Origin of the sequence: Mesorhizobium sp. M4B.F.Ca.ET.089.01.1.1, assembly GCF_004022605.1 — a bacterium.
GTDB classification, from domain to species: domain Bacteria; phylum Pseudomonadota; class Alphaproteobacteria; order Rhizobiales; family Rhizobiaceae; genus Mesorhizobium; species Mesorhizobium abyssinicae.
The window spans coordinates 1-22,407 of the sequence record NZ_RZOS01000050.1 but is presented as its reverse complement, the minus strand read 5'-3'; the positions used below and the strand labels follow the sequence as shown (position 1 = coordinate 22,407).

The following is a 22,407-nucleotide window of genomic DNA, read 5'->3' as shown; positions in this document are numbered from 1 at the left end:
GCGTCTAGCGACAGTTTCAGCGAAGCCGTCAAACCCGAGACCGTAATCGCGTCAATCAGTGGGGCAGGCGTGACAGGCTTCCAGACGCCTCCGCTGCGCGTCCATAAAGCCCTTGCCTTAGACCAAACACCCCCGCTTTTCACCCACGGTTGTGCGGACACCCAAGCGCCTGCATTTTTGACAAGGGCCGTCATCAGATTTGGAACCAGACATCGCCGTCAGCGCCGCCACTCGGCGCCGAGCTTGAAATGGTGACGGCGCGCTGCGCCATGGTGCCGATGCCGAGCAAGGTACGCATAGCCGCATAGTCGGCAGCAGTGATCAGGGACCGCCCGTTCGCCGAGGCGTTGGTGATGTCAGCCGCCGTAACCGCGAGCAGCGTCTTCATGGCCGCATAGTTCGCTGCGGTGATGAGCGAGCGCCCGTTCGCCGAGGCGTCAGTGATGTCGGCCGCTGCGACTGCCAGCAACGTCTTCATCGCAGCGTAGCTTGCTGCGGTGATCAGAGACCGGCCGTTGGCGGAAGCGTCGGTGATGTCGGCTGCCACGATCGCCAGCGCCGTCTTCAATGCCGAGGCAGTGATGGTCCCGGTGAGGCCGGCCACGGCAAGAACGATGTCGGTGGGAGTCCGAAGTTCTTTCCAATCCGCCAAGGTCGAAGGCGAATTGGTTGCCAGGGCGAAGGTCTTGTTCAGGTCGGTTCGAATGGCGACATCGCCCTTCTGCGCCGTGAGCGCCAGCATGGCCGACTGCGAGGCAACTTCGTAGACATCGGTGATCGCAATCGCTGGCAGGATCGAGGTATCCAGCAAACCGCCGCTATCCAGCAGCGGAACCTGGCCGGCACCCGTACCCGTGTTCTTGCTCGCGGCAGTGCCAAGCGTCGGCTTGCCGGTCAGGTCATTGTAGGCACCTGTCGATGCGACGGGCGCCAGGTCTTCCGCCAGCTTCGCGCTGTCGGCAAGGTCTTTGACGCGGTTACGCACATCGGCCGGCGAGATGTCGCCAGTCGACTGGTCGGGGAGATAGGTGTCGGCATCGCTGTTAAGCTGAGCCCTGGTGCGTGTCGCCATGATCGATTAATCCTGCGAGAAGTCGAGTTCGCCGACCGGGAAGTCCAGCGTGTCGCCGCTGTTGATGGTGATTGGGGCGATGTCGTCCCACGAAAGCAGATTGCCTCCGGTCGCCGCGTCGAAGACACCGACGTGCGTGATGGTTCCGAAGGCGCCACCGACAGCCGTAAAGCTGACAATGCCCGTGTTCGATACGATGCCGCCCGAGGCGGCCGTGGCCATGGGGATGGCCTGGCGCGCGTAGCCGCTGCCGCTCACTTCCGTGCCACCGCCTGCGTCGGTCGGTGCTGCGGTGTAGAGGGCCAGGTACACGGCGGCTGGCGGTGTGACCGCCTGACCACGGAAGAACACGTCCAGAATTTTGTTTTCGAGGTAGTCGGAAAATCCAGCCATCGTTTCGATCCTTGCGAGTTAGCGGAAGCCGGCGTCGAAGCCGGAAGTGAAGCCGCGTGCGGGTATTGCGGACAGGGAACCGGCGCCTTCGAACGAAGCCGAGCGCCTGATCTTCTTGGTGTAGGTCGCGGCCATCATGCCCGAGCCCGTGAAGGTGGCGGCCGAGACGCGCCTGACCGTGTAGCCAGCGGCTACGCCGCCCATGCCCATGAACAGCGCACTGCGGGCCGGCCTTGTGCGTTTCGAGCCCGTGGCCGCCATGCTGCCGGTGCCGACAAGCGTGGCGCTCGTGAAGAAGCGAGTGATCAGCTTCACCATAAGCTCGTATGCTTGCAGCGACTTGTTGCCGTCTTTCTCGGCCGCGACGGAGATCAGGACGCGCTTCTGCCCTGGCAGGTCGGTGAGCGGGATCACCTTCGACGTGCCGGTGAGCCCGCCATAGGTCTGCAACACCGTTGAGCCATCGAGCGTGGTCACGACAACCTTCGAAGTCTGCCCCGCCTCGCCAGCCACGTTAGCGTCGTCCCACTTCATCACCTGCGTGGACTCGAGTATGCGGTTGCGGTTCGCCCAGGTGACGGTGAGTTCGGTCGCCTCGTTGGCGTCGACATCGCCGAAGCCGACACCGTTGACCTTGACGTTGGCCGGCCGGTTGGCCAGGTACGGACGCTCGGTGAGCGAGACGTTGATTTGGGGAGCGTCAGCGAGCGCCAGCACACCGCCTGTGGTGCGCGGCAAAATCCAGTAGGACGTATCTTCGAACGCCGAGCGGACGGTCGGATCAACCACCAACGTCGATGCTGGGATCACAAAGGCGCGGGTGCCGATCGGCCAGGCGCGCGGGATCGTGTCGAGCATACCGCGATTGAGATGGAAACCATCTTCGTCCACGGACTGCACGGTGGCGATTTCGGTGTATTCATCCGGCCCGGTGCCGATCAGCACGAAGTCGCCGGCCACAGGCTCGGAGCCCCGTAGACCCGTCAGCGTCGACAGCACGGTTTGCGGCTCGGCTACGAGAGCGGTCAGGAAAGCCCAGGTGCCGCGATAGGGACTCGTGCTGAGCACCGCCTGCGACGGCGTGCCGTTCACGTCCGTGACATTCGACACCAGGTCGTAGTTCACGTCATCGTTGCTATCGGCGCCAACCGTCACAGCGCTCAGCACTTCGGGGTAGACCAGTTCGGACGGATCGCTGAGACGCAGCGCAGCGGCCGTCATGAAGGCCGGCGCGGTGCCCATCTGATAGTAGGTGGCCGGCGTCGGCGGCAGCGTCGGGTTTTGCCACTGCGAGTCTCCCGGCGCCAGGTAACTTGCCTGGTCGAGACCGAAGATGTCCTCATACAGCGACAGTTCGACGGTGTGATCCGTCTTGTTGACTTCCGAGACGCGGAAGATGATCTGGTCGATGTTGCGCTCGGGCCAGGACAGCTTGACCACGTTGCTGGCCGCCGTCTTCCAGAACTCGCGCGTCACGGTCGCCTGCAGGGTGGCGATCGGGTTTACCATCATGGCCAGGTCGCGGTCGGCCAGGCGAATGGCCAGGGCTTCGTGCGGCACGCCATAGTAGTTCTGCGACGTGGAGACGATGCCACCCTGCGCCGCGATGCCGGCCAGGTCTTGCGCCGTCACCGTCGCCTCTTTGCCGGTCTCGGCATTGGTGTAGGTGACGACGACTTCGTTCGAAATTTCGCCCCACGTCTTGCGCTTGAAGGACGACAGCTTCGCGTTGCTCGGATTGATCTCGGGCAGGTCGTCGAAGTCGTAGTCGGCGCGCAGCAGCTTCATCGTGTGCTTGCCAGTCGACGGATCGACGTAAACGGCCGACTGGATGTGCGTGCTGATCTCGCCGATGAACTTGCCGATCTCGGTCTGCCGCAGCCAGGTCATGTTGAGGCCGAAGCCTTCGTCGTAGAGCGTCTGCGCTGCGGCTTCAAAGGAGGCCTTGTTGATCGCGCTCACCGGCTCGCCCAATGCCCAATCGGTGTTGGTCAGGCACTCGTAGGTCATGTGCGCGGGGTTTGAGGCGTACTGCGCGTTGCCCTTCGAGTCGTCGGGAATGCGGATCAATGCGATGGCCGGATTGAGACCGATCGACGGGCGCCGCACGCGGGCCGACATCGAGCGCAGATACGGGTTGTTGGCGCCGAGGTAGAACCCGGCCTTGTTATTGGCTGCGCCGCCACCCAATAGAGCGGATAGAATTCCCGTCGACCACCAAGGCGTGCCGCTCGGCTCAGACGCGTCCTTCGTTCCGGTCAGGAAAAAGCTCGACAGGCCACGGAAGCCGGGACAGGTATCACTGGTCAGACCGTAGCGTTTGGCGAGGGACTCGGGCATCGACTGGTCGTCTTTGCCTGGCAGCCACCATAGCAGCCCCTTGACGCCGCCTTCCTTCTTGGAGCCGCCGAACAGATCGGTTTTGTTGACCGCAAAGACGCCCTGATCAGTCGCGTTGCCGCGCCAGATTTCCTTGTCACCATACTTGACCGCGATGAGGCTAAGCCCCTCCCCGGCCGCGCAGATGCCCACGTGCAGGGACATCGTGTATTCATGGATTTCGATTTTGCCACCGGATTTACCCATTGGCGGCATCCCTGGCTTTCACGAACTCAACGGCTCGATCGACCTGAGCGTCCAGCCCGACACCACGCAACTCGGATGCCTTCGCGCCCTCCTTGATGAAGCGGGCAAAATCCAAACCGGCCGCGTCCATCTGCTTTTTGACGCCCTTCACGCAATAGAGGACGCGCAGATCGGCGATCGTCAGATGGGGATCGAAGTCACTCACGCGTCGATCTCCCGCGTGGTGGTAGCCTTGTCGCCGAACCAGATGATGTTGAGCGCCTGCAAGTCCCACTCGCCGAAAACCACCGGAATGGGTCGGCCGCCCTCGGCAGTTGGGTTGTCCATGTCGGTGACTTCCTCGGACTTCGTGCTTTTGGGCTTTGGCATCAGCAGGTAGCCGAGCGCTTGAAGCCCGACGCCAATGATGAGGTTGATCAGCAGTGGAAGCAGGAAGAACGGCATAGCCTAACCTATCGCACGTTTTAGGTGGATTGTCACGTTAAACGTGATTTTTAGTAGAACTGGTTTTTCTGCGACAAGGGGTTTTCCAGTGGGATGCCAAACTGCCCGCCGTAGTTCTTGATGTTCGAGCCGCCCGTCACGCTATTCGTATGCTGGTTGCAGCCAGTCATCTGGTGATTGCAGCTTCGGATCACCGACAGCGGATTTCCTGCCACCAATCCGCGAGCGATGCCGCGAATGGTGACTTCGAGCCCATCTGCCCGCACCGCCGAGATCGTGCGAAGCTCCTTGCGGCCGTTGTCGGCGTTGATCCACTGCAGCAGGCCGCCAACGTAGCGCGCATAGGTGGCGCCGAGGCTTACGTCGATCGTGATCTTGTTGCGCGTGACCGACACGAACTCCCGATCCACGGTAGCGGCTACCTTGCTGGCGCGACACTGCGGCCCGAACAGAACGTGCGGGCAGCCGACCTGGTAGTTCCGCCGCAGGCCTGGCCGCTTGATCGAGGTCGACACCGGAACGCAGGAAAGCTCCTGCTCATTGGAGTCGTTGTCGGCGCTCGACGTGATCCGGCCCATCCACACGGCGGGGAAGTTTTCCTCGGTTACGTCATCGCCGATGTGCCCTTCGAAGATCGTCAGGTTCACCACGTCCGAAGGCGGATAGGCGAGAAACAAGTCGTCCATCTCCGAGCCGAAGGCCATGGTGACAGTGATGTCCGACTTGTCGAGCGTGCCGTCGTGCGAAATGTTGCTGTTCTTGATCGGCCACGGGATGAACTCGATGTTGACCGGGTTGCCCTCGGCGTCCAGAACCGAGCGCGTAATGGGCGCCTCGCCGTTGTTGTAGGCATACGGTCCAACCGGCGCGCCGTCATCGGTGGTGGCGCCTTGTATCAGATAAAGGCTGACCGGCTGTCCACGGTAACGACTGGATTCACGAATGCCGAAAGTCATTTGCGTAGTCCTTTAGAGGCTCGGAGGAATGCCGAAGACATAGTAGCGAACACCCTTGATGGTGTTGCTGTAACTATTCGTGCTGCCAAGAAATGTGTACGGATTGTCGCCGCCCGACCACAGATCGAGATGCGTTTCGTCAATGATGTTGGCCCAGGTCGAGTATCCGAGCGACTTGCCAGAGTTGCTGCCTACATTGATTGCGACGCCGTGCTCGCCCCAAATGCAATAGGGATCGGTGAAGGAGCTATCCACAGCCGTCTGGTTGTAGACTGCACCCATCTTGGGGAAAAGCAGCAGGCCGTTAGGGTTCGGGATGACGAGGCTGCGCTTGCGCTCGCCTTTGAAACGCGGGGCAGACATCGTGTCAGGCATGTCTGTCGAATTGAAATTAAGAAAGCCCTCGGCCAGCAACGGCGCATAGACGAATCTCGTATCGAGCATGATGTCGTCGAGATTTGGCGCTGTATCCGAAGAACCGGGACGCTTGATCTGGACGTATGCGCCAACGCCGTCGTTTCCGGTGCGCTGGATTTTCTTCCCGCCAGTTGTAGGTGCCTGGCCGGCGTTGGCGCAAATCATGTAGCGGATCACGATATCCATGTCGGCGGTGCTGGTGATCGTAATTGTGTTGCCCGACACGACGTAGGTAAATCCGCATTCCTGATTTGGATTGAGGTTGTCGATATATGGCGGCGACCAGAACTGGAACTTTTCCGTCGCAGTAGAGCCTGCGCGCCTGACGATATAGTCCATGTAGGTTGTCAGCGGCAAAGCAAACCGGGTCGTAATGACCTGCGTCGCGCCTGCCGCGACGGCAATCTCTCCTGCTCCGAGTATTTTTGCAGGTATGCGGTTCTCATGCATCAAGTAGTGGTCGAGATTTCCGCTCGATACCGTTCGCCCAGGGAGTGCAATGCGGAACTTTCCGCCCGACGCTTGATCGCACCGGACGACTTCCTGCCCTGAGACAGGCGTGGTCGAATAGTCAGGGATTGCGTCATCAAATGCCGGCAAGCCAAACAGCGTCACTAAATAGCGGCTTATGGGTTGAGCAGCGCCCGAGCTTGTGACTTCAACGGCGTATGACGGCCGATTTCTGATGGACGGGTATCCGGTATTTATGTGCATCATCCATCGGCAAAATTCCGATCCGTAGGAGTATATCTGACCACTGCCCGACACTTGGCCGGTTGATACATCCACGCGCGGCCCGAAAAATGCGTTCTTGTTAACATAGTCGGTTACAGCCCGTGCCTCAAGCAAAGGGACGTAGCTAATGCCATAGTTGTTGGCGAAAAACTCAGGAAAGAAGTACCAGATTTGAAAGTTGTTGCCGCCGAAACTCCAACACTCGATCATACGCTCGCAATTGGTCGGCCCCGTTCCGCCCGGCAGGTAATACCGCTGCGGCGACGACGGCGAGCCGCCAGGGGGATACGTCACAAAGTTTGGCTCAACAACGATAATGTCTCGGATATAGCCGATCTTGTTGCCGGGTTGCTCGGAATTGAAGGCAAACTTTCCCGTATCGCTGTTCGGCGTTGTCAGCGGATTATCCGCATTGTTCTTCATGATCTTGACAAAGCCACCGCTGGCCCGCGCTCCTGCAGCAATTTTTGGCATCAGGGCACCGAGACCGACCAGAACCCGTTATCCAGGTCGATGATGAAAGTGGCTGCGGCATTGCTCATGTAGCCGGCCGTGATATTGCCGAGGTTTGCACTGATCGCCGAAAGCGAACCAACGCTCAGCATGGTCGCGGTGATCGAGCCGGCGATCAGGATGCTGGTGCGGAAGGACGTGATGTCGGCTTGCGTCGCGGTGATCGAGCCCGTCTTGATGTCCGAGCCGTCGATGATGGTGCGGCCATAGTTGACCACGAGATCGACGCCACCCTTGTAGGCCGCGAGCACGACACGATCCGACTGGAAGGCCGTGGCCACGGTTGATGTCGCGGCGAGCACGGTGGTGCCCTTCACATAGTAGACGTAGAGCGTTCCGGTCGACCAGGTGGCGTTGCTGGCAGTGATGTTGAACGTGGCAATGTTGCCGTCATCACCGATGTACTTGATCGTTCCGGCGCTCCACGAGACCTTGTTGCTGGTCGGGCTGTTGTGCTCGAACTCAAGGCCCTCGATCGTGAGGCCGCGTTGACCGAATACCGCCTTGTCGGCTGTGATCGAGCCCGTGGCGATCGAGGCGCCGTTGATGGACGTGCCGTCGCCGGCAATCCAGTTGAACAGTGTCGTGCCGCCCGAGATGCTGATCTGGCCGGGGATGATCTTGGTAGTGCCCGCGTTGACAGCGGCAGCCGGATTGTCGAGGCTGAAATTGCCGTAGCTGCCGGCAACCACGATATCGCCCGTCATGATACTGCCAGCGATGAGCTTCGCCGCGTCGAGCGAGACAATCTTGGCATTGGTCACGATCGCGTCGGCGATCTGCGCAACGCCCGTGATGACGGCCGCGTTGGCGACAAGTTGGTTGGCGCCCACCGTCTGCGCGAGCAGCAGGCCGCCATCCATGAACGCCTTGCCCTCGACAAGCTGGAAGTCGTTGGCGCCCTTGTAGATGCCAAGGATGATGGAGTCGGCAGCGTACAGCGCCGTCAGCGACGTGGTGGTGGTGATATGGTCATCGCCGGGAACGAAGCAGACATAGACCGAGCCCGTGGTCCAATCCACCTGGCCGCTCGGCAGCGCCTGCACCGTAGGAACATCGCCCGCAACGCCATAACTGATGCTGCCAGCGGTCCACTGCAACTGATTGCCCGTGTCCTGGCCCGGCTTGAAGGTGACGCCGTTGAGCGTGATCTTGATCTCGCCACGGATTTTGCCGGTCTCAGCATTCGTTTCGGTCGACCAGGGAGACGCGTTGCCCGAGGTATCGACGGCGCGCACCCAAAAGTAGAGATGCGTTTCCATGTCGAGGCCGGCTCGGACGAAGTTGTTCGCCAGCGTCGTGTGCGAAGGCGTGGCCGTGTCGAGCGGAGTGGTGATGCTCGCGCTCTCGTAAATCTCGTAGCGCGCCAGGTCGGCCTCGGTGTTCGCGGTCCAACTGATCCAGATCGATTCCAGGCCGGCCTTCGACGTGATACCGATCGGCATGGCAGGCGGGATCGTGTCCTTGGCCGTGGTGTGGCTGACGACGGCCGAATAGACCGAGGCATTGCCGCTCTTGTCCACCGCGCGGACCTTGGCGCTATACTCGACGTTGGGTTTGACAGCGGTCGTGTAGGTCTCGGAAGCCGTCTGCAGGCCAATCCAGTCGCCGTCGCCTTCCTTGATCTGCAGATCGTAATAGAGGAAGTCGTCTTCGCTGTTGAAGTCCCACGAGATGGTCAGGATCGTCGCGCCGTCTGCCACGGCCGAGCCCAACGTCAAGCCGCTCGGAACGTCGGGCGGATCGTGGTCGAACATCGCGGCGATTTCTTCCGGGCTCACCGAGCCGAGGGCGCCAGCCGCCGCGCCCGCGATAAGCAGGTTCAGCTTTTCCCTGACACTCAGGCCACCTTCGCCATTCTCAATTGGTGCGATGGAAACGGGCATCGGTTAATCCTCCCAAACCGAGCCGTCCTGCCATTGGCCATTATCGCGCCATTGGCCGGTTGCCAGAATCCAGTTGTTGCCGAAGCTTTCCTCGACAGCCAGGTTGGCCAGCGTGACGAAGGACATGGTGATGTTGGCCACGCCGTTCGTGACCCACTGAATGGTGAACGTGTCGCTCGCGAAGCGCGCAACGAACATCCACGAGATAAGCTCGATCTCATCTGCGGTCGCGCCGATCGGCGTCCCGGTGGCAATCAGCGTGTCGCCGCTGTCGATCTGCCAGCCGGCAACCTCTTTCGGGACCAGCGTGCCGTCCTTCTTACGGATCAGGATTGCCTGGTGCGCGGGATCGCTGTGATAGGCGTTGTAGAAGTCGGTGCCCGCGACGCGGATGTTCGAACCCGACATTCCCTTGATCGCCGGGAAGTCCATGCCCCACGTCGGCACGTAGATTTCACCAGCGCGACCGCGAGCACGAATGAAGACATCGAGCATCGCCATTACGTCGGCGTGGCTCATGCCCATGTAGGTCGCGGTCAGCGTGCGCGAGACGAGCGGAACCGGGGCGAAGGTCTTGGTGACGCCTCGCCCGTAGTCCACGGTCTCGAAAGCCATGTTGAAGGCCATCTGCGGCTGCTGCACGTAGTTCGGTTTGCGCAGCAGCACATAGCGGCCGTAGAACAGACCGGCCGGGCCGAAGACTTGGGTTGTCTCACCTGTCGGGCCGTCATCAAACGGCAGCGGATCGGCCTCGCGAACCACGGTGCCCGGCTCAACCGCGAGCTTGATCGACGACGTGGCGATGGCGGTGGTGTAGATCGAAAGCGTGGTCGATGTGCCAAGCGACGCAGGCACCAGCGGCAGCAGCGTTGCGCCCTGCCCCACAGCGCCCTGGACTCCCGTGGTCAGCACAATCTGGTTGCCCGAGATGAAGTCGATCGTGATCTGGCGCGACTTACGGCCGGTGAGCAGCGCGCAGGTCATGCTGCCCGTCAACCAGGCAGGAATGCGATCGACGGTCAGCACCGTGCCGCCGTCAGCCACGGTCTCCGTCAGAATAGCGGAGTCGGCCGAGAAGTCGCCGACCAGAACCTTGCCGTCGCGGGCCAGGTGCAGTGCATCGTTGAAGGTACGCAGACGGTCGCCGTCGAGCAGGATGGCTGCCTCGATCGAGCGGCGCGGCTGGACGCGCTCAGACCGACGTTGTTCACTGCCGTCGCGGGTAGTGAAAACGTTGGTCTTGAACTCGTAGGTGTCCCTTACACCGTTCTGCCAGTTGGGGACGATGGGAAGAAAAACGGCCATGCAAGCCCTTCACGTATTGGCGTGAATCTAACGTCTAACGTGATTTTTCGCAACACTAATTGTTGAGGGCTCCCGACACTTTCCGAGAGTTGCGCGTCAGCCAGTTCATGATGATGCGCTCGCCGGCCGTGGTGGCTAGCGCGTGCTCCAAAACGTCTGCCGGATCGAACACATTGACGTTCTTCACGTTGACGGCCTGGCCGCCCCGACCCCCACCGTTCTTCCTGTGGCGCGGATCGGTCTCGGTCAGCATTTCTTCGCCCGCTTCGGCGATGATCGGAACTTCATTTGGCTTGAGGCCCGCGATGCCGCCCGTGTGATAGCGCTGTGCGTTCGCGAAGACAGCCGGGTTGACCATTCGCGTACCGTAGCTCGACGGCTGCCCGATCTCGCCACCTTCGTGGAACAGCGACGTGAGCCAGCCGGCAATGCTGCCGCCGAGGCCGCCGCTGCCACCCGCACCCGCGCCGCCCGAGAGCGCGTTGAACAGCGCCTGCTTGACGATCGCCTTGCCGATCTCGATCAGGAATTCGGCGATGCCCTGCCGCAGTGCGGTGAACAAGGCGTCGGCCGCATTCTCACCATTGGCAAGCGCCTGCGCAAATGCGCTGAATGCGTTGCCGCCGATGTCGGCCAATTCCTCGTTGATCTGCTGAGCCTGCGGCAGAAACTGCTTGTCGATCTTCTGCAGCGTCTGTCCGATGCCTTCCTGAATCGCTTGGAGCTTCGCGATTTCCTGGTCCGCACCAGTGCCGCCGATCGCCTGCCAAAAAGCGATAGCGGCCGGAATAGCCTCTTTCAGCTTTTCTTCGACCTGCGAAATCGACTCGATCGTGCTGGCAACCTTGCCCTGGTCGCCGGCTGACTGGGCGATCTGCAAACTCTGGAACAAAGCCGTGCGCTGCGCGACAAGCTTGGTCACTTCGTCATTGGCGTGAGCGCGATCATATTCCTTGCCGGCCAGTTCCGCGACGAGCGCCAGTTCTTCCTTGGTCGCCTCGGTTCCGGCCTTCTTCGCGCGGTTCGTTTCCTCGACGATCGCCTTGTTGATCGCGGCCTGCCGGGTTTCCTGCGTCTTGTATTCGAGTGTGGCCTTCGCCGCGTCGGTGCGGGCCTTGAAGTCCTTCTCGTAGTCGGCCGTGGCCTTGGCCTGCTCCGAGATGCCCTTGTACGCGGCAAGGATGCCTTCGGCTTTGGCCTGATGGTCGCCCATCTGGTCCGACACCTTATCGAGAACGGTGCCCGGCATACCGCCGTTCTTCTCGTCGGACGCGTTGATGTTCTTCGCGTTGCCAGCGTTGATTGCGGCATAGATTTGCAGCAGCCCGTCGCCGGCCTTCACACCAGCATCGGTGAGGTACTTCGCCATCGCCTCAAGCTGCGCTTGGATGGACGAAGCTTGATCGATGCCATACTTCGACTGTACGGCAGGGCCGGCTTGGAACAGACCGACATAGTTGTTGCCGGCACCGCCACGGATGGCCGGGTTGAAGGTGCCTCCGGTTTCGTAGGAGATCGCCGTGAGGATGTCCTTCACATCGACCTTCAACTGGTCGGCGATGATGGTAGCGAACTTGACGATATCCGCCATCTGCTGAGCGGACGCCGATCCCGAGTTCCGCTGAGCGGTGTAATCGGCCTCGTAGTTCTTGTGTGTCGCATCGTAGGCCATGCCAGCCTGCGAGCGAATCTGGTTGGTCTGCTCGGTGGTGAGCCCGAGGATGTCCTGGTTGAGCCGCTTGGCTTCTGCAAGTGCCGCGTTCTTCGCCTTGAGCAGTTCACCTTCGATGTAGCGCTCGCGATTGGTCAGGTTCGCCTGGCGCGTCTCGTCGGTCAGCAGTTTGCCCTGCTTGTCGATGATTGCCTGAATGTCGATGCGAGCCTTCTTATCGGCTTCGCTCTGTTCGGCCATATCCTTCTGCGCGGCGCTGCCATCCTTGATGGCCTGCAACTCGTCCTGGCGCCGCTGCACGATCTCCTGCAACGCGTCGCGCTGAGCCGTAAGCGCCGCTGTATCCGCATAGACGGTCTGCCCGGCTTCCAAGAGCTTCGCCTGGTCGGCAAGCTGGCCGTTGATCTCGGCGAGCTTAGTCTTCACCGCTTCGAGGTTGTTGGTGTCGACGCCACCGCCGAAACCGCTTGTGACGCTGCGCACCTTGCCGGCGACGGCCTCGACCTTGCCAGCGATGTTCGCCATCGTGTTGGCGGTGTTGTCGACTTCCTTCGAGAGCTTCTGCAGTAGGCCGGATTTCTCGATGACATCGAGCAGGTCGTTCCAAGCGCGGCCGGCTGCCTTTGAGGCTTCGCCCCACGCAGAGGTCTTATCGGCGCTAGTGGCGAGCTTCCCGGCAAGAATGTCCTGAGCGAGTGAGACGGCGCCGGCCGAGTTGCCGGCCTTCGCCATCGCCTCGATCTGCGCGTACTGCGATGCGGTGAGGAAATTCAGTTCCGTGTCGAGCGCCCGCACGCTGTCCACGGGACCGCTGAAGGCAGTCGACAGTTTCTTGCCAGCCTCGGCGACATCATCGCCGGTGATAGCGCTCAACCGCTCAGCCATCTGCGCGAGTGGCGCGAAGTCCTTCTGATCGATGCCGTCTTTGATGAACTGCTTGACCAGGGCGCGCGCCTTGTCGGTCGCAATGCCGAAGTCGCCCATTTTCTCGGTGATCTTGACGAGTTCCTGCGCGCTATAGCGGCTGCCGTCAGCCGAGAGGGCCAATTCCTTGTTGAAGATTTCGAGTGAATCGGCGGCCGTCTTTAGGCGCAGCGCGGTCGCGATGAACGGCGCTAGCACGGCAGTAACGCCGGCAATGATCGGGATCGAGCGGGCCAGCGTCGACATAACGCCCGGCCAAATCTGAACGAACTGGCCAGCCTGTTGCGCCAGCACCTGCAACGGCCGTTGACCCGATGCCAGGCCCGACACAACGTCGTTGATCTGGTAGCCGAGATTGGTCAACTGGTAGGGCTTGAGGCCGAACGCGCTGATGTTCTGCGCCTCGCCCTTTGGCGAACTGAGCGACGTGCTTCCACGCAGCGCCGCCTGCTTCTTCGCAAGCGTGTCGGTTGCCTTCGACTGCGCGTTGGTGGCGCTGGTGAGCTTGACCAGTTGGGCGGTCGATCTGCTCGTCGCGCTTGCTTCCTGATCGGTCGCCTCGATTCGGCGAATGAAGGCGCCGTAGCCCGACTCGGTCGTGCTGTTCAGCCGCGCCTGAATCTGCGCCTTGAGCGCGGCAGCAGCCGTAGCCCTTTCATCGGCAGCCCGGTTGCGTTCAACCGCGTCGATGTATTTGACCCAATTGCCGTAACCCGACTCCACAGTCGAGTTAAGCCTGGCCTGAATTTCCAGTTTGCGCGCAGCCTCGGCGGCGGCCTTCTGCTCGGCGGCGGCCTGCGTGACAGCCGCAGCCGCAGCAGCCTGAGACGCAGCAGCCTCTTTCTCCATCGAAGCCGCGAGGCGATTGAATGCGGCGTAGCCGGTCGACGCGCTGCCGGTGATCTGGTTGAGAGCGTTGCGCTTGACGTTGAGCGCATCAACCGCCTCCATTGACCGCTTGCGGGTCAGGGAGATCGTCTCGGCAAGCTCGCGCAATTCGGCTTCGCTGAGCGAACCAGACTTGCGCCCATTGTCGAGAGCGGCCTGGTAGCGACCGATCTCGGCCGTTAGGCGCTTGAACTCAGCCATTGCGGCGTCGATGTCGCCCTGCGCGACACCGAGCACGTCACGACGGTTGGACGCTTTCGAAGCGGCAGAAAGTTTGTCCTGCTGCTGCTGGATGCCCTTGAGAACTTTGGAGTATTCGTCGCGCGCCTTGACGGCGAACTCGACTGTTCTCTCGTTACCCGCCATCCGTCAATTCCTTAAGTTGCTGAGCAAGTTGCTTGGCGGCATTTCTAAAGAAGGCGGGCTTCACACTCTCATTGGGGATGCTGGAGAGCGCCAACTGCATGAGCGAGATTTCCGAGGCCATCTGAGAGTTGATGCGTCTGACCACGAAGCCTGCTTCTGCAAAGACCTTCGAGATTGGATAGGATGGTGCGTTTGGGTGGCCGTGATCGAGCAAGAGGCTGACCTGGCGACGGACACCCTCTATCCAGCTATCGAGGTCTTCAGGGACGGCAGCTTTGCCTGCGCTGCCATTACCCTGGTCACGATCTCCAGCAATTTTCCCAAGCCACCCTCCGCGACGATCGTGAGCCGGATGATCTTATCCAGCGCGTCGATCTGCACGATAAGCGGCAGGTTCATCTTGGCCAGGCGATCGGCGTTTTCGGGCTCTCCGATGCCGCAGGCGATGACCAGTGATGCGAGCGGCGCGAAGTCGTCGATCAGCCCCACCGCAAGTTGCTCGGCGCTGCTGACATCCAGCTTGCCCGAGATCGCTTGCGTGTAGAGATCGGCCATGACGGCGCGATGATGCCGAACGATGTGCGTGATGTGTTGAAGGCTGAGGCCGTAGACCTTCAGCACGTTGGTGCCGAAGGTCACGGTCTCGGACGGAATGACCCATGTCTCCATCTGGCTCATTGTCGTGTTCCTTACACCGGGCGGCCGTCTTTGTAGGCGAGCGCCAAGGTGCCTTTCTTGAGCGCCGAGATTTGCAGGCCGATGGTCTGCCAGGTCGGCGAAGTCGGATCGCTCACGAGCGCCATGTCGCCGTTCGGGATGAGGCGGCAGCGCGGGATCGTAATGTCGGACTGAGCGCCGAACGGGTTGATCGAGAAGAACTTCATCTCGCCTTCAACCTGCTTGATGCCGGCCGCGATCTGCGAACGGGTCGAGACGCCGATGTCGTAGTTCGCCACCAGCTTCGGCTGGTCGGCCAGGATGAACAGCAGACCGAGATCGAGATCGACATCGTAGTCCGTGCCGAGAACGAAAGTGGCCGGCGTGCCAACGGCGCCGTCGTCGCACGCGACGTTGCTCAGCTTGCGAGCACCGGACGGATTTGCGGTCGTGCGGCCAAGCTGGAACACGTCGCCGGCCTTGACGAGCAGGAAGGTCTCGGCCTGATCGGTAGCGGCCACGGCCGTGATCGTGCCGACATCGCCCATCCACCAGTAGGAGACGTTTTCCGGCCGCATGTCGTCGGTCGACATGGTGCCGTTGAGGGTCGCGTCGATGGCGATTTCCTCGTCCAGCGCCTTGAGATCGGCCTGCGAGGAATAGTGCGGCAGCGTCTCGGCGTTGCGCTGAAGAGTGAATTCCGGGCAGTTGCCGAACTCGCGCAGCGGTCCCGGCGTCTGCGTCCCGGTGAGATACTTGGCGAAGTACGCCTTGCCACGCGGCACGGTGAGGTTCTTGGACTGCGTGTCGAACATTGCGATTTCTCCTTATTACGTGACTATCACGTATAACGTGATTTTGAGTTAAGCGAAAGGTGTCTCAAAATTTTCTGCCAGGATGAGCGTCACCGGGACGAGAAAATATGCGACGGCGGATATTTCATCGTCGGGCGGCCGATGAACGGGTTCCCCGATCAGGATTTCAATGACGCATGGCGCCACGTTGCCGAGACCGAGAAAGTTGAAGTTGTTGACGAGCTTCGCCTTGACCAGGGCAGAGATCACATCGGCCGAAGCGAGGTACGCGGGATCGAGCGGATGATCCTTGTCGTCCTGGACGAACCCCTGGATGAGAAGACGGAATTCGTTGCTGCTGAAACCGCCCTTGAGACCGCCGCCCACGGGCTCGCGCGCACGTGGGTCTTCGAGCACTGAAAGCATCGGCAGCGGATCGCCGTCGCCGTAGACGGTGCGACCGCGAAAGACGCGCTCGGCAGGCCGGCCTGCGTCGTCGATGAAGTCTGAAAAGTCGTGCAGATGGCCGTTGGCTGGCGTTATGGTTTTGAGAGCAGCGCAGACTCCCTTGACCACGCGAAGCCGAAATGGCGAATACTCACGCCAGTTTTCAAGCGCGGACGCAGGTAGCGCGTCGAGGATAAAAAACTGCTTGGTGTCCGTTCGCCAGGCGATATCGCCGGGCGCTGCGTCGAGCGCCAGCATAGCGGCCTCGTTCGCGGCGGTGAGGATGCTAGCCATTCTTCAGCAACTCCATCTGGCGGTTGAATTCTTCCTCCACGTCGTCAAGCGTCTCCTGGCTCATGTCTTCGAAGACACCGCCGTCGCGTGACGCGGCGCTCAGCGCTTGGTCGACGGATGGGCCGTAGAGCAGCCACAGGTTCTTGCCGATCGCCTTGGGCTTGTATGCGCCGGCCGGCGCCTCACCGTTGGTGCGCACGGCCAAGCCGAGGTTGTTGTTCTTGAGGCGAATGATGAAAGCACGGGAGATCGATTTCGTCTGGCCGGGCTTGACCGTCACATTGACTTTGCCGCCGCGATGACGTGCGCCACCCGTCAGGGCGGTCTGCCGGCTGAAGCGGGCGAGCGATGTGGCCTGACCACGCCCCTCGATCATTGCGATGAGTGAACCACGGCGGGCGCGGGTTCTGACCCACAGCTTCTTGCTCGATGGCGAAACATAGGATGCGGGAAAGGCAACCTGGTCGCGCACCAGTCGCGCTGCGCGTGTGCGGCCCTTGTCGGCAGCCTTGTTCAGCGCGCGCACAAGAGCCGTCTCAACCTCGGCTGTCACTTCGCCTAGATTGGGCATCTGCGAGAACTCAACGACGACTAGGGCGGCGCTCAACTGATGATGCCTTCCCAAATGGGACCGCTCGTATCGAGACCGGCCAGTAGGTCGCTGAGATCAGCTTGAGAAACTTCGCTGACTTCCGACCGCACATAGCCTTCCCGTTCGGGTTGGCTCGGGCCGGTCAGATAAGCCTCGGAGTTTCCAAAGATGACGAAGGCCTTGTTGTGGACCTTGGGTAGTTGAGAAAGCTGGAAGACGATCCGATTGGTGAGATCGAGCACCGTTGCGCCGTTCCTGAAATCGTCGCCCTGGTTCTGCGATGCCACCTGCGCCTTGTGTAGGCGGACGGTGACGCGAACAGGCGTCCCTGCGGCGTGCGTTAAGTACACCGCAGAGAGTTCGAAGGTCGCGTGGACGTGTCCGAGCGACTTCCGCTTCTGTTCGCGCCAACCAGCCATCAGACGAGCGACTCTTCCTCGACAGCCTTCCTGCCGCCCTTCTTCTTGGCAGCTTCGGCAGCAGCCTTGTCAGCGGCTTCCTTCTCGGCAGCCTCGGCAGCAGCCTTGTCAGCGGCTTCCTTCTCGGCAGCCTCGGCAGCAGCCTTGTCAGCGGCTTCCTTCTCGGCAGCCTCGGCAGCAGCCTTCTCAGCCGCTTCCTTCTCGGCAGCCTCGGCAGCAGCCTTCTCAGCCGCTTCCTTCTCGGCAGCCTCGGCAGCAGCCTCGGCAGCAGCCTCGGCAGCAGCCTCGGCAGCAGCCTCGGCCTCGTGATCGACACGCTGCTTGATACCAGCCTTCACCAGGTCTTCTTCGGTCGCCTTGACAGCCGCGCGCACGTCGTCACGCAGAACGTAGTCCAGTTCGTCGCCTTCCAGGTTGGCGACTGCGCCAGCGGCGATGACCGGAGGATTCTCCTTCGGATCGCGCTGAATGGTGTGAATTGCCTTGATGTACATGAGATCGTCTCCGTTTGAGAAAACGGCCCGACAAACGCTGTCGGGCCGTGCGGTCTCTCGTTTCCGGCTTACGCCAGCACGCGAGCCTTGAAGGTGCGGTTCGGGTAGAGCGGAACCGGGAGCGGCGAGGCCTGGTGCATCAGGAAGTCCTCACCCGGATCGTCGGTCTTGAACTGCTTGCCGAACACGCGAGCGTTCGCCAGGCCGTTCTTGATCGCCTCGTTGTCGAAGATCGCGCCGTAGCACTTGACGCCAGTGGCGCCCGGAGCGACGAGCAGAACGTCCTTCTCGTTGAACAGGTCGATCCGGGTCGCGCCGCCCGCACCATCCGGCACATCGACGGTATCCTTGTAGGCCCAAATGCTCAGACCCGAAGCAAGCTGGCCGATGTAAGTCAGCGGCTGCTCCTGACGCAGGATGCCGAGCGAGATGTTCACGGTGTCATTGCCGCGATAGCGCGTGTCGAGCGCATCCTTGATGCCGGTGTTCTTGCGGAACACGGGAGCCACCTGAGCACCGACGATCAACTGCGCGGCAGAGCCACCGCCGTTGGCCAGGTACATGGTGTTCATCCAGGTCTGGAGATCGCCCAGGATGTCAGCGGCAGGATCGCTCCAGAAGCCCGACGACTTGACGACGGTGTGGCCAGCGGCGCGACCGAAGTCGAGCAGGACGGACGGGTTCTTGGCGCCCTGATCGCGGTCGTACTCGATCAGCACCTTGGCGTCGATGAAGGCGCGAGCCGCCATCCACGCTTCGCGCATGTCGATCGCACGATTGTGCATCTCCGTGATTTCGGCAACGCGCATGTCGTACTTCTCGGCCAGGGTCGGAGCACGGCCGGCGTTGATGAAGACTTCCGAAGGCCGGATGTTCTTCAGTTCGGTCGGACGCACCGCGTTCTTGAGCTTGATGTACGGCGCCGTGATCTCGGAAATCGACTCGCCCTTGGCATTCTGCATCGGGCGGCCCTGCTCGTAGGGCAGCGCGAAGGGCGCCAAGAAGCGGGTGGAAGCCGGCAGATCGGCGAAACGGATCGCGCCGTCTTCCGAGAAGTGGGTCTGCGTGAAGAAGGTGTCCAGCCAGTAGGATGGAACCGACTTAAAGCGGTCGTCCTGCCGCAAGGTGTAGAGGTCTTTGGGAGTCCAGAGTTCGATACCCATGGATTTTCTTTCCTTCGAGTTCGGGCTTTCGGGGCCTTGGGGTTACGGGGCGGCCACGGTCGAGCCGAAGGTGACTTCGCGCACGACAATGTTGGTCGGGGTGGGAGCACCAGCGAACGCCGCGAACTTCTCGGCGTCGGTGTCGAAGCTGGCCGGCCAGTTGAGCATGTGTTTGGCCAGGCAGCCGCTGCGCAGGATCGGGAGACCGGGGTTCACGCCGACCGCGATCACGATCTTGAAAAGCGTGATGCCGATCGCCTTGATGTCGTCGGCCGGGTCGACGCTGCCGACGAGAGCCGGAACCAGGTTGCCCGAGTCGTCGAAGCCAACCGGAGTGAAGGCCTCCAGGGTCTGGTTGGCGGCAGCCTGCAAGTCCTGGACGACGACAGCCGGCGTTTCGCCGACGATCAGGCCTTCCAGAGCCGGGTTTATGGTGTCGGTCCACTGCGACGGCGTGCCAGCGGTGGGACCGAGCCTCGGAAGATTGATAGTCATTTCGACTTCTCCTTACGTCTTCGGTTGAGCCTCGGGCCGTTAGCCCTTGACCATGGCGAGCGTCTTTGCGGCGCGGCTCATTTCCGTTTTGTCTTCTTCGCCCTCGGCGCCAGCCTCGATGCCTGCGCCGTTGTTGCGCATGGCGTCCTTGAGCATTCCCTTGGGCGCGCCAGCCGTGGCAGCGGTCGCGGTTTCCTCGGCCAGTTCGCCGATGAAAGCGGTCGCCTCGTCGGCCGACATGGTGGTCTTGAGCGCAGCGTTGAGCGCCGCCTTCGGGCGAGCCTTGCCGGCGTCGGAACCGAGGATCGCGGTGATACGGGCCATGGCGTCAGCGGTGCCCTGCTTGATGCCTTCGGCCAGGCCTTCGGTCTTGCCCTTCGCAAGAGCCAGAGCGCAGCCTTCGTCGTATGCGGCCTGAGTAAAGTCGGCCATCTGTTCATCTCCTTCTGAGAAAGTGGCCTCAAAGGCCGTGATCGCGTCGTCCAGGGCTCCGATTTCATCTGCCAAGCCGTTGTCGATCGCCTGTTGAGCCATGAAGGTACGTGCGCCGGTCGCGTCGACCGCCTCCGCACTCATGTCCCGGTTCCTCGCCACCGAAGCGACGAATTGCTCGTGGAATGCATCCACGCGCTCCTGAATCCGCTCGCGCGCTCCCTCGGACAGTTTCTCGTAGGGATTGCCCTCCATCTTGTCGGGCTTGGAGCGGATGATGTTGACCGTGATGCCTGCGTTCGCGAGCATCTTGGAGTATTCGAGAGCCACTACGACGACGCCGATCGAGCCCACGCCACCCGTGCGGGCGACCGTGATGTGGTCCGTCGCGGAAATGATGTTGTAGGCGGCCGAGTAGGCGTGCTCGGCGGCGAAACCACGGATGGGCTTCTTGCCACGGAATGCCTGAATGCGGTCCACCAGGTCGAAGTTGCCCGAGACCATACCGCCGCCCGAGTTCACGACCAGGGCGATGCCCTTGACATTGACATCCTCGACGCCGCGTTTGACGGCCTGGTAGATGTATTCATAGCCGGTGGCGTAGCCGCCGTAGGCATACGGGAAGTCGTTGAGCAGAATGCCCTTCACCGGAACGTGCAGGACGCCGTTCTTGACGACGTAGGGCCGCAGGAAAGCGCGCCAGTCGTCGCTCGCGTACCAGAAATTGTCGTCTGCCTTTTCAGCAGCCGCCGCCTTCTCGATATCGCCCATGCGCTCGCCAACGGCGACCAGCATCGACTGCAGCCAGGCGCCCTGAGCCTCGTCAATCAGCGCAGGCTGATCCTGGAACTGAGCGATGATCGGGTTCATTCCTTGCCTCCATCGCTCGGCGTGGCCGCAAGCGAATTTTCCATGTCCTTGGAGTCCTGGTCGTAGACCGATGGATTGCCGTACTTCTCGTCGAGCGCACGTTCGCGGGCGATCTGCCTGGCGATCTTCCGCCAGTCGCCGCCCGACATCTTCGCGATCTCGGTTTCCTTGGTGGACAGGCCGTTCTTGATCTTGAGGACCGCAGCCTGCGTTTCCTTCAGCGGATCAATCTGACCCTGGCCGGCGCCGATCCACTCGCACGCGCTGAACGCTTCGGCGTTGAGGCCTTCGTAGAAGCGCGGCACGTCGCGGCGCTTGAAGCATTCGAGTTCGTTGTAGTTGATCGCTTCCTCAAGCCAGAGGCGATAGACGAAGTTGGCCACCTTGTCGGCCACGATGCGCTTGAGCGACATCATCGTCTTGAAGGTCTCGCCGAGGGCAGCGCGGGCCGACGAGTAGTTGGTCTGCGTGAAGTCGCGCGACAACTGCTCGTAGGAGACATTCAGCGCGGCAGCGATGTAGCGCAGCAAGCTCTGCTCGAACTTGTCGCCCTGCGGGCTGTTCGCACCCGGATTTTGAATCTTGAGCTTCGTGCCGGGAGCAAAGATCGGAATCTTCGCGCCGTCCATATGCAGGTTCTTGGCGCCGCTCGCATACTCGGAGACGGCGTTCAGATATGCCATCATCCAGGTCGTGGTGGCGTTGCCGTCACCCGCGCCTCCACCCAGGGCGGCCGTCACATCCTGCGGTATTTCCGACTCGATCGAAGCCGCGTAGGTTGCTGCGACGACCGCCCTTTCCAATTCCGTTCTGCGGAAGTGCTTCGTCATCCGCATTTCACTGAGCGCCGTGACCATCGCCGCAACGCCGCGAGTCTGATCAGGCCGCAGTTCCTCGAACACATGATTGATGATCATGCGTCCCCACGACTTGCGGGCCGGAACGCGCTTCCAGGTCGGCGTCACGATGACGTTCCCGCGATAGTCTGCGGGATGACCGCTGCGGATGTAGTAGGCCTGCGGCGCGCCGAAGGAGTCGAGTTCGACACCCTTGCGCAAACGGCTGCCCTTGAACGGCTGAAAGATGCGGTCTTTCGGATCGGAAAGCCGCGCTGTGTCGATCATCTGGATTGCGCTGGCGTATGGACGCCCATCGTCAAACCATTCGGCCGACTGCAGCACTTCACCGCCCATCAAATGCACGCCCACGGAGAGGCGCACGATGTCGGTCAGTGTCTTGGTGCGACGGGCGTCAGGCCAGCACTGCGGGCTTTCGGCCCACAGGGTAAACTTGGTCTCGATTTCCTCCTGAGCCTCGGCTTCCCACTTCTCGTCTTCCTTGCCAAACAGGACTTTGGTTTCCGGCTTGGCGTTCAGAAGGAACAGGGTTCCGACGATGGAGTCTTTACGGATCGTGGCGCCGCCCGCGACATACGCGTCATTGCGAGCCGTATCGATCGAGCGGGCGTCCAGGTCGTCCTTGAGCGGTAGAAGATCAGCGTCAGCCGAGCGCAGCGGCGGCTGCCAGCCGGCGAGACGGCTCAGCTTGTCAGCACCGTCATAGGCGACACCGCCGCCCGCTGCCACCGCCGAG

Annotated in this window: 21 protein-coding genes; all 21 read right to left on the bottom strand. The window is 61.5% G+C overall.

Annotated features, from left to right (window positions below; genetic code table 11):
• Nucleotides 1-193 precede the first annotated feature (193 nt).
• Nucleotides 194-1,072, bottom strand: coding sequence for a hypothetical protein (locus EN780_RS07875; protein WP_128273020.1), 879 nt, complete (start codon nt 1,070-1,072; stop codon nt 194-196).
• Nucleotides 1,073-1,078: 6 nt separating this feature from the next.
• Nucleotides 1,079-1,465, bottom strand: a complete 387-nt coding sequence (locus EN780_RS07870; RefSeq protein ID WP_128273018.1) for a hypothetical protein — start codon at nt 1,463-1,465, stop codon at nt 1,079-1,081.
• Between the two features lie 18 nt (nt 1,466-1,483).
• Nucleotides 1,484-4,051, bottom strand: coding sequence for a phage tail protein (locus EN780_RS07865; protein ID WP_189556450.1), 2,568 nt, complete (start codon nt 4,049-4,051; stop codon nt 1,484-1,486).
• A complete protein-coding gene (locus EN780_RS07860; RefSeq protein ID WP_128273014.1) occupies nt 4,044-4,256 on the bottom strand; it encodes a hypothetical protein in 213 nt (70 codons plus the stop codon). The genes EN780_RS07865 and EN780_RS07860 overlap by 8 nt, the downstream gene beginning before the upstream one ends.
• Nucleotides 4,253-4,495, bottom strand: a complete 243-nt coding sequence (locus EN780_RS07855) for a hypothetical protein (RefSeq protein WP_128273012.1) — start codon at nt 4,493-4,495, stop codon at nt 4,253-4,255. Before EN780_RS07855 ends, EN780_RS07860 begins: the two co-directional genes overlap by 4 nt.
• Nucleotides 4,496-4,545: 50 nt before the next feature.
• Entirely contained in the window at nt 4,546-5,451 is a 906-nt protein-coding gene (locus tag EN780_RS07850) for a hypothetical protein (protein ID WP_128273010.1), read from the bottom strand.
• 12 nt (nt 5,452-5,463) lie between these two features.
• Nucleotides 5,464-7,077: a hypothetical protein gene (locus EN780_RS07845; RefSeq protein ID WP_128273008.1), complete on the bottom strand. Its 1,614-nt coding sequence runs from the start codon at nt 7,075-7,077 to the stop codon at nt 5,464-5,466.
• Entirely contained in the window at nt 7,077-9,002 is a 1,926-nt protein-coding gene (locus EN780_RS07840) for a fibronectin type III domain-containing protein (RefSeq protein ID WP_128273006.1), read from the bottom strand. Before EN780_RS07840 ends, EN780_RS07845 begins: the two co-directional genes overlap by 1 nt.
• 3 nt (nt 9,003-9,005) lie before the next feature.
• Entirely contained in the window at nt 9,006-10,307 is a 1,302-nt protein-coding gene (locus EN780_RS07835) for a hypothetical protein (protein ID WP_128273004.1), read from the bottom strand.
• Between the two features lie 55 nt (nt 10,308-10,362).
• Nucleotides 10,363-14,157, bottom strand: coding sequence for a phage tail length tape measure family protein (locus EN780_RS07830; protein ID WP_128273002.1), 3,795 nt, complete (start codon nt 14,155-14,157; stop codon nt 10,363-10,365).
• A complete protein-coding gene (locus EN780_RS07825; RefSeq protein ID WP_128273000.1) occupies nt 14,147-14,371 on the bottom strand; it encodes a hypothetical protein in 225 nt (74 codons plus the stop codon). The genes EN780_RS07830 and EN780_RS07825 overlap by 11 nt, the downstream gene beginning before the upstream one ends.
• A gap of 26 nt (nt 14,372-14,397) precedes the next feature.
• On the bottom strand, nt 14,398-14,835 hold the full coding sequence (locus tag EN780_RS07820) for a hypothetical protein (protein WP_128272998.1): 438 nt from the start codon (nt 14,833-14,835) through the stop codon (nt 14,398-14,400).
• 11 nt (nt 14,836-14,846) lie between these two features.
• Nucleotides 14,847-15,629, bottom strand: a complete 783-nt coding sequence (locus EN780_RS07815; RefSeq protein ID WP_128272996.1) for a hypothetical protein — start codon at nt 15,627-15,629, stop codon at nt 14,847-14,849.
• Between the two features lie 48 nt (nt 15,630-15,677).
• Nucleotides 15,678-16,349 (bottom strand): hypothetical protein, encoded by a 672-nt coding sequence (locus EN780_RS07810; RefSeq protein WP_128272994.1) that lies wholly within the window; start codon nt 16,347-16,349, stop codon nt 15,678-15,680.
• The gene (locus tag EN780_RS07805) at nt 16,342-16,956 is read right to left on the bottom strand and encodes a phage tail protein (protein WP_128272992.1); all 615 of its coding nucleotides are present in this window, start codon (nt 16,954-16,956) and stop codon (nt 16,342-16,344) included. Before EN780_RS07805 ends, EN780_RS07810 begins: the two co-directional genes overlap by 8 nt.
• A complete protein-coding gene (locus tag EN780_RS07800) occupies nt 16,953-17,360 on the bottom strand; it encodes a hypothetical protein (protein WP_128272990.1) in 408 nt (135 codons plus the stop codon). Before EN780_RS07800 ends, EN780_RS07805 begins: the two co-directional genes overlap by 4 nt.
• Complete coding sequence (locus tag EN780_RS38755) at nt 17,360-17,854, bottom strand: hypothetical protein (protein ID WP_189556448.1); 495 nt, start codon at nt 17,852-17,854, stop codon at nt 17,360-17,362. The genes EN780_RS07800 and EN780_RS38755 overlap by 1 nt, the downstream gene beginning before the upstream one ends.
• A 68-nt stretch (nt 17,855-17,922) precedes the next feature.
• The gene (locus EN780_RS07790) at nt 17,923-19,017 is read right to left on the bottom strand and encodes a major capsid protein (RefSeq protein ID WP_128272988.1); all 1,095 of its coding nucleotides are present in this window, start codon (nt 19,015-19,017) and stop codon (nt 17,923-17,925) included.
• Nucleotides 19,018-19,059: 42 nt separating this feature from the next.
• On the bottom strand, nt 19,060-19,512 hold the full coding sequence (locus tag EN780_RS07785; protein WP_128272986.1) for a head decoration protein: 453 nt from the start codon (nt 19,510-19,512) through the stop codon (nt 19,060-19,062).
• A gap of 39 nt (nt 19,513-19,551) precedes the next feature.
• Nucleotides 19,552-20,814 (bottom strand): S49 family peptidase, encoded by a 1,263-nt coding sequence (locus EN780_RS07780; protein WP_128272978.1) that lies wholly within the window; start codon nt 20,812-20,814, stop codon nt 19,552-19,554.
• Nucleotides 20,811-22,407, bottom strand: a 1,597-nt coding sequence (locus tag EN780_RS07775; RefSeq protein WP_128272976.1) for a phage portal protein, incomplete at its 5' end; no start/stop codon positions are given. The genes EN780_RS07780 and EN780_RS07775, both read right to left, overlap by 4 nt.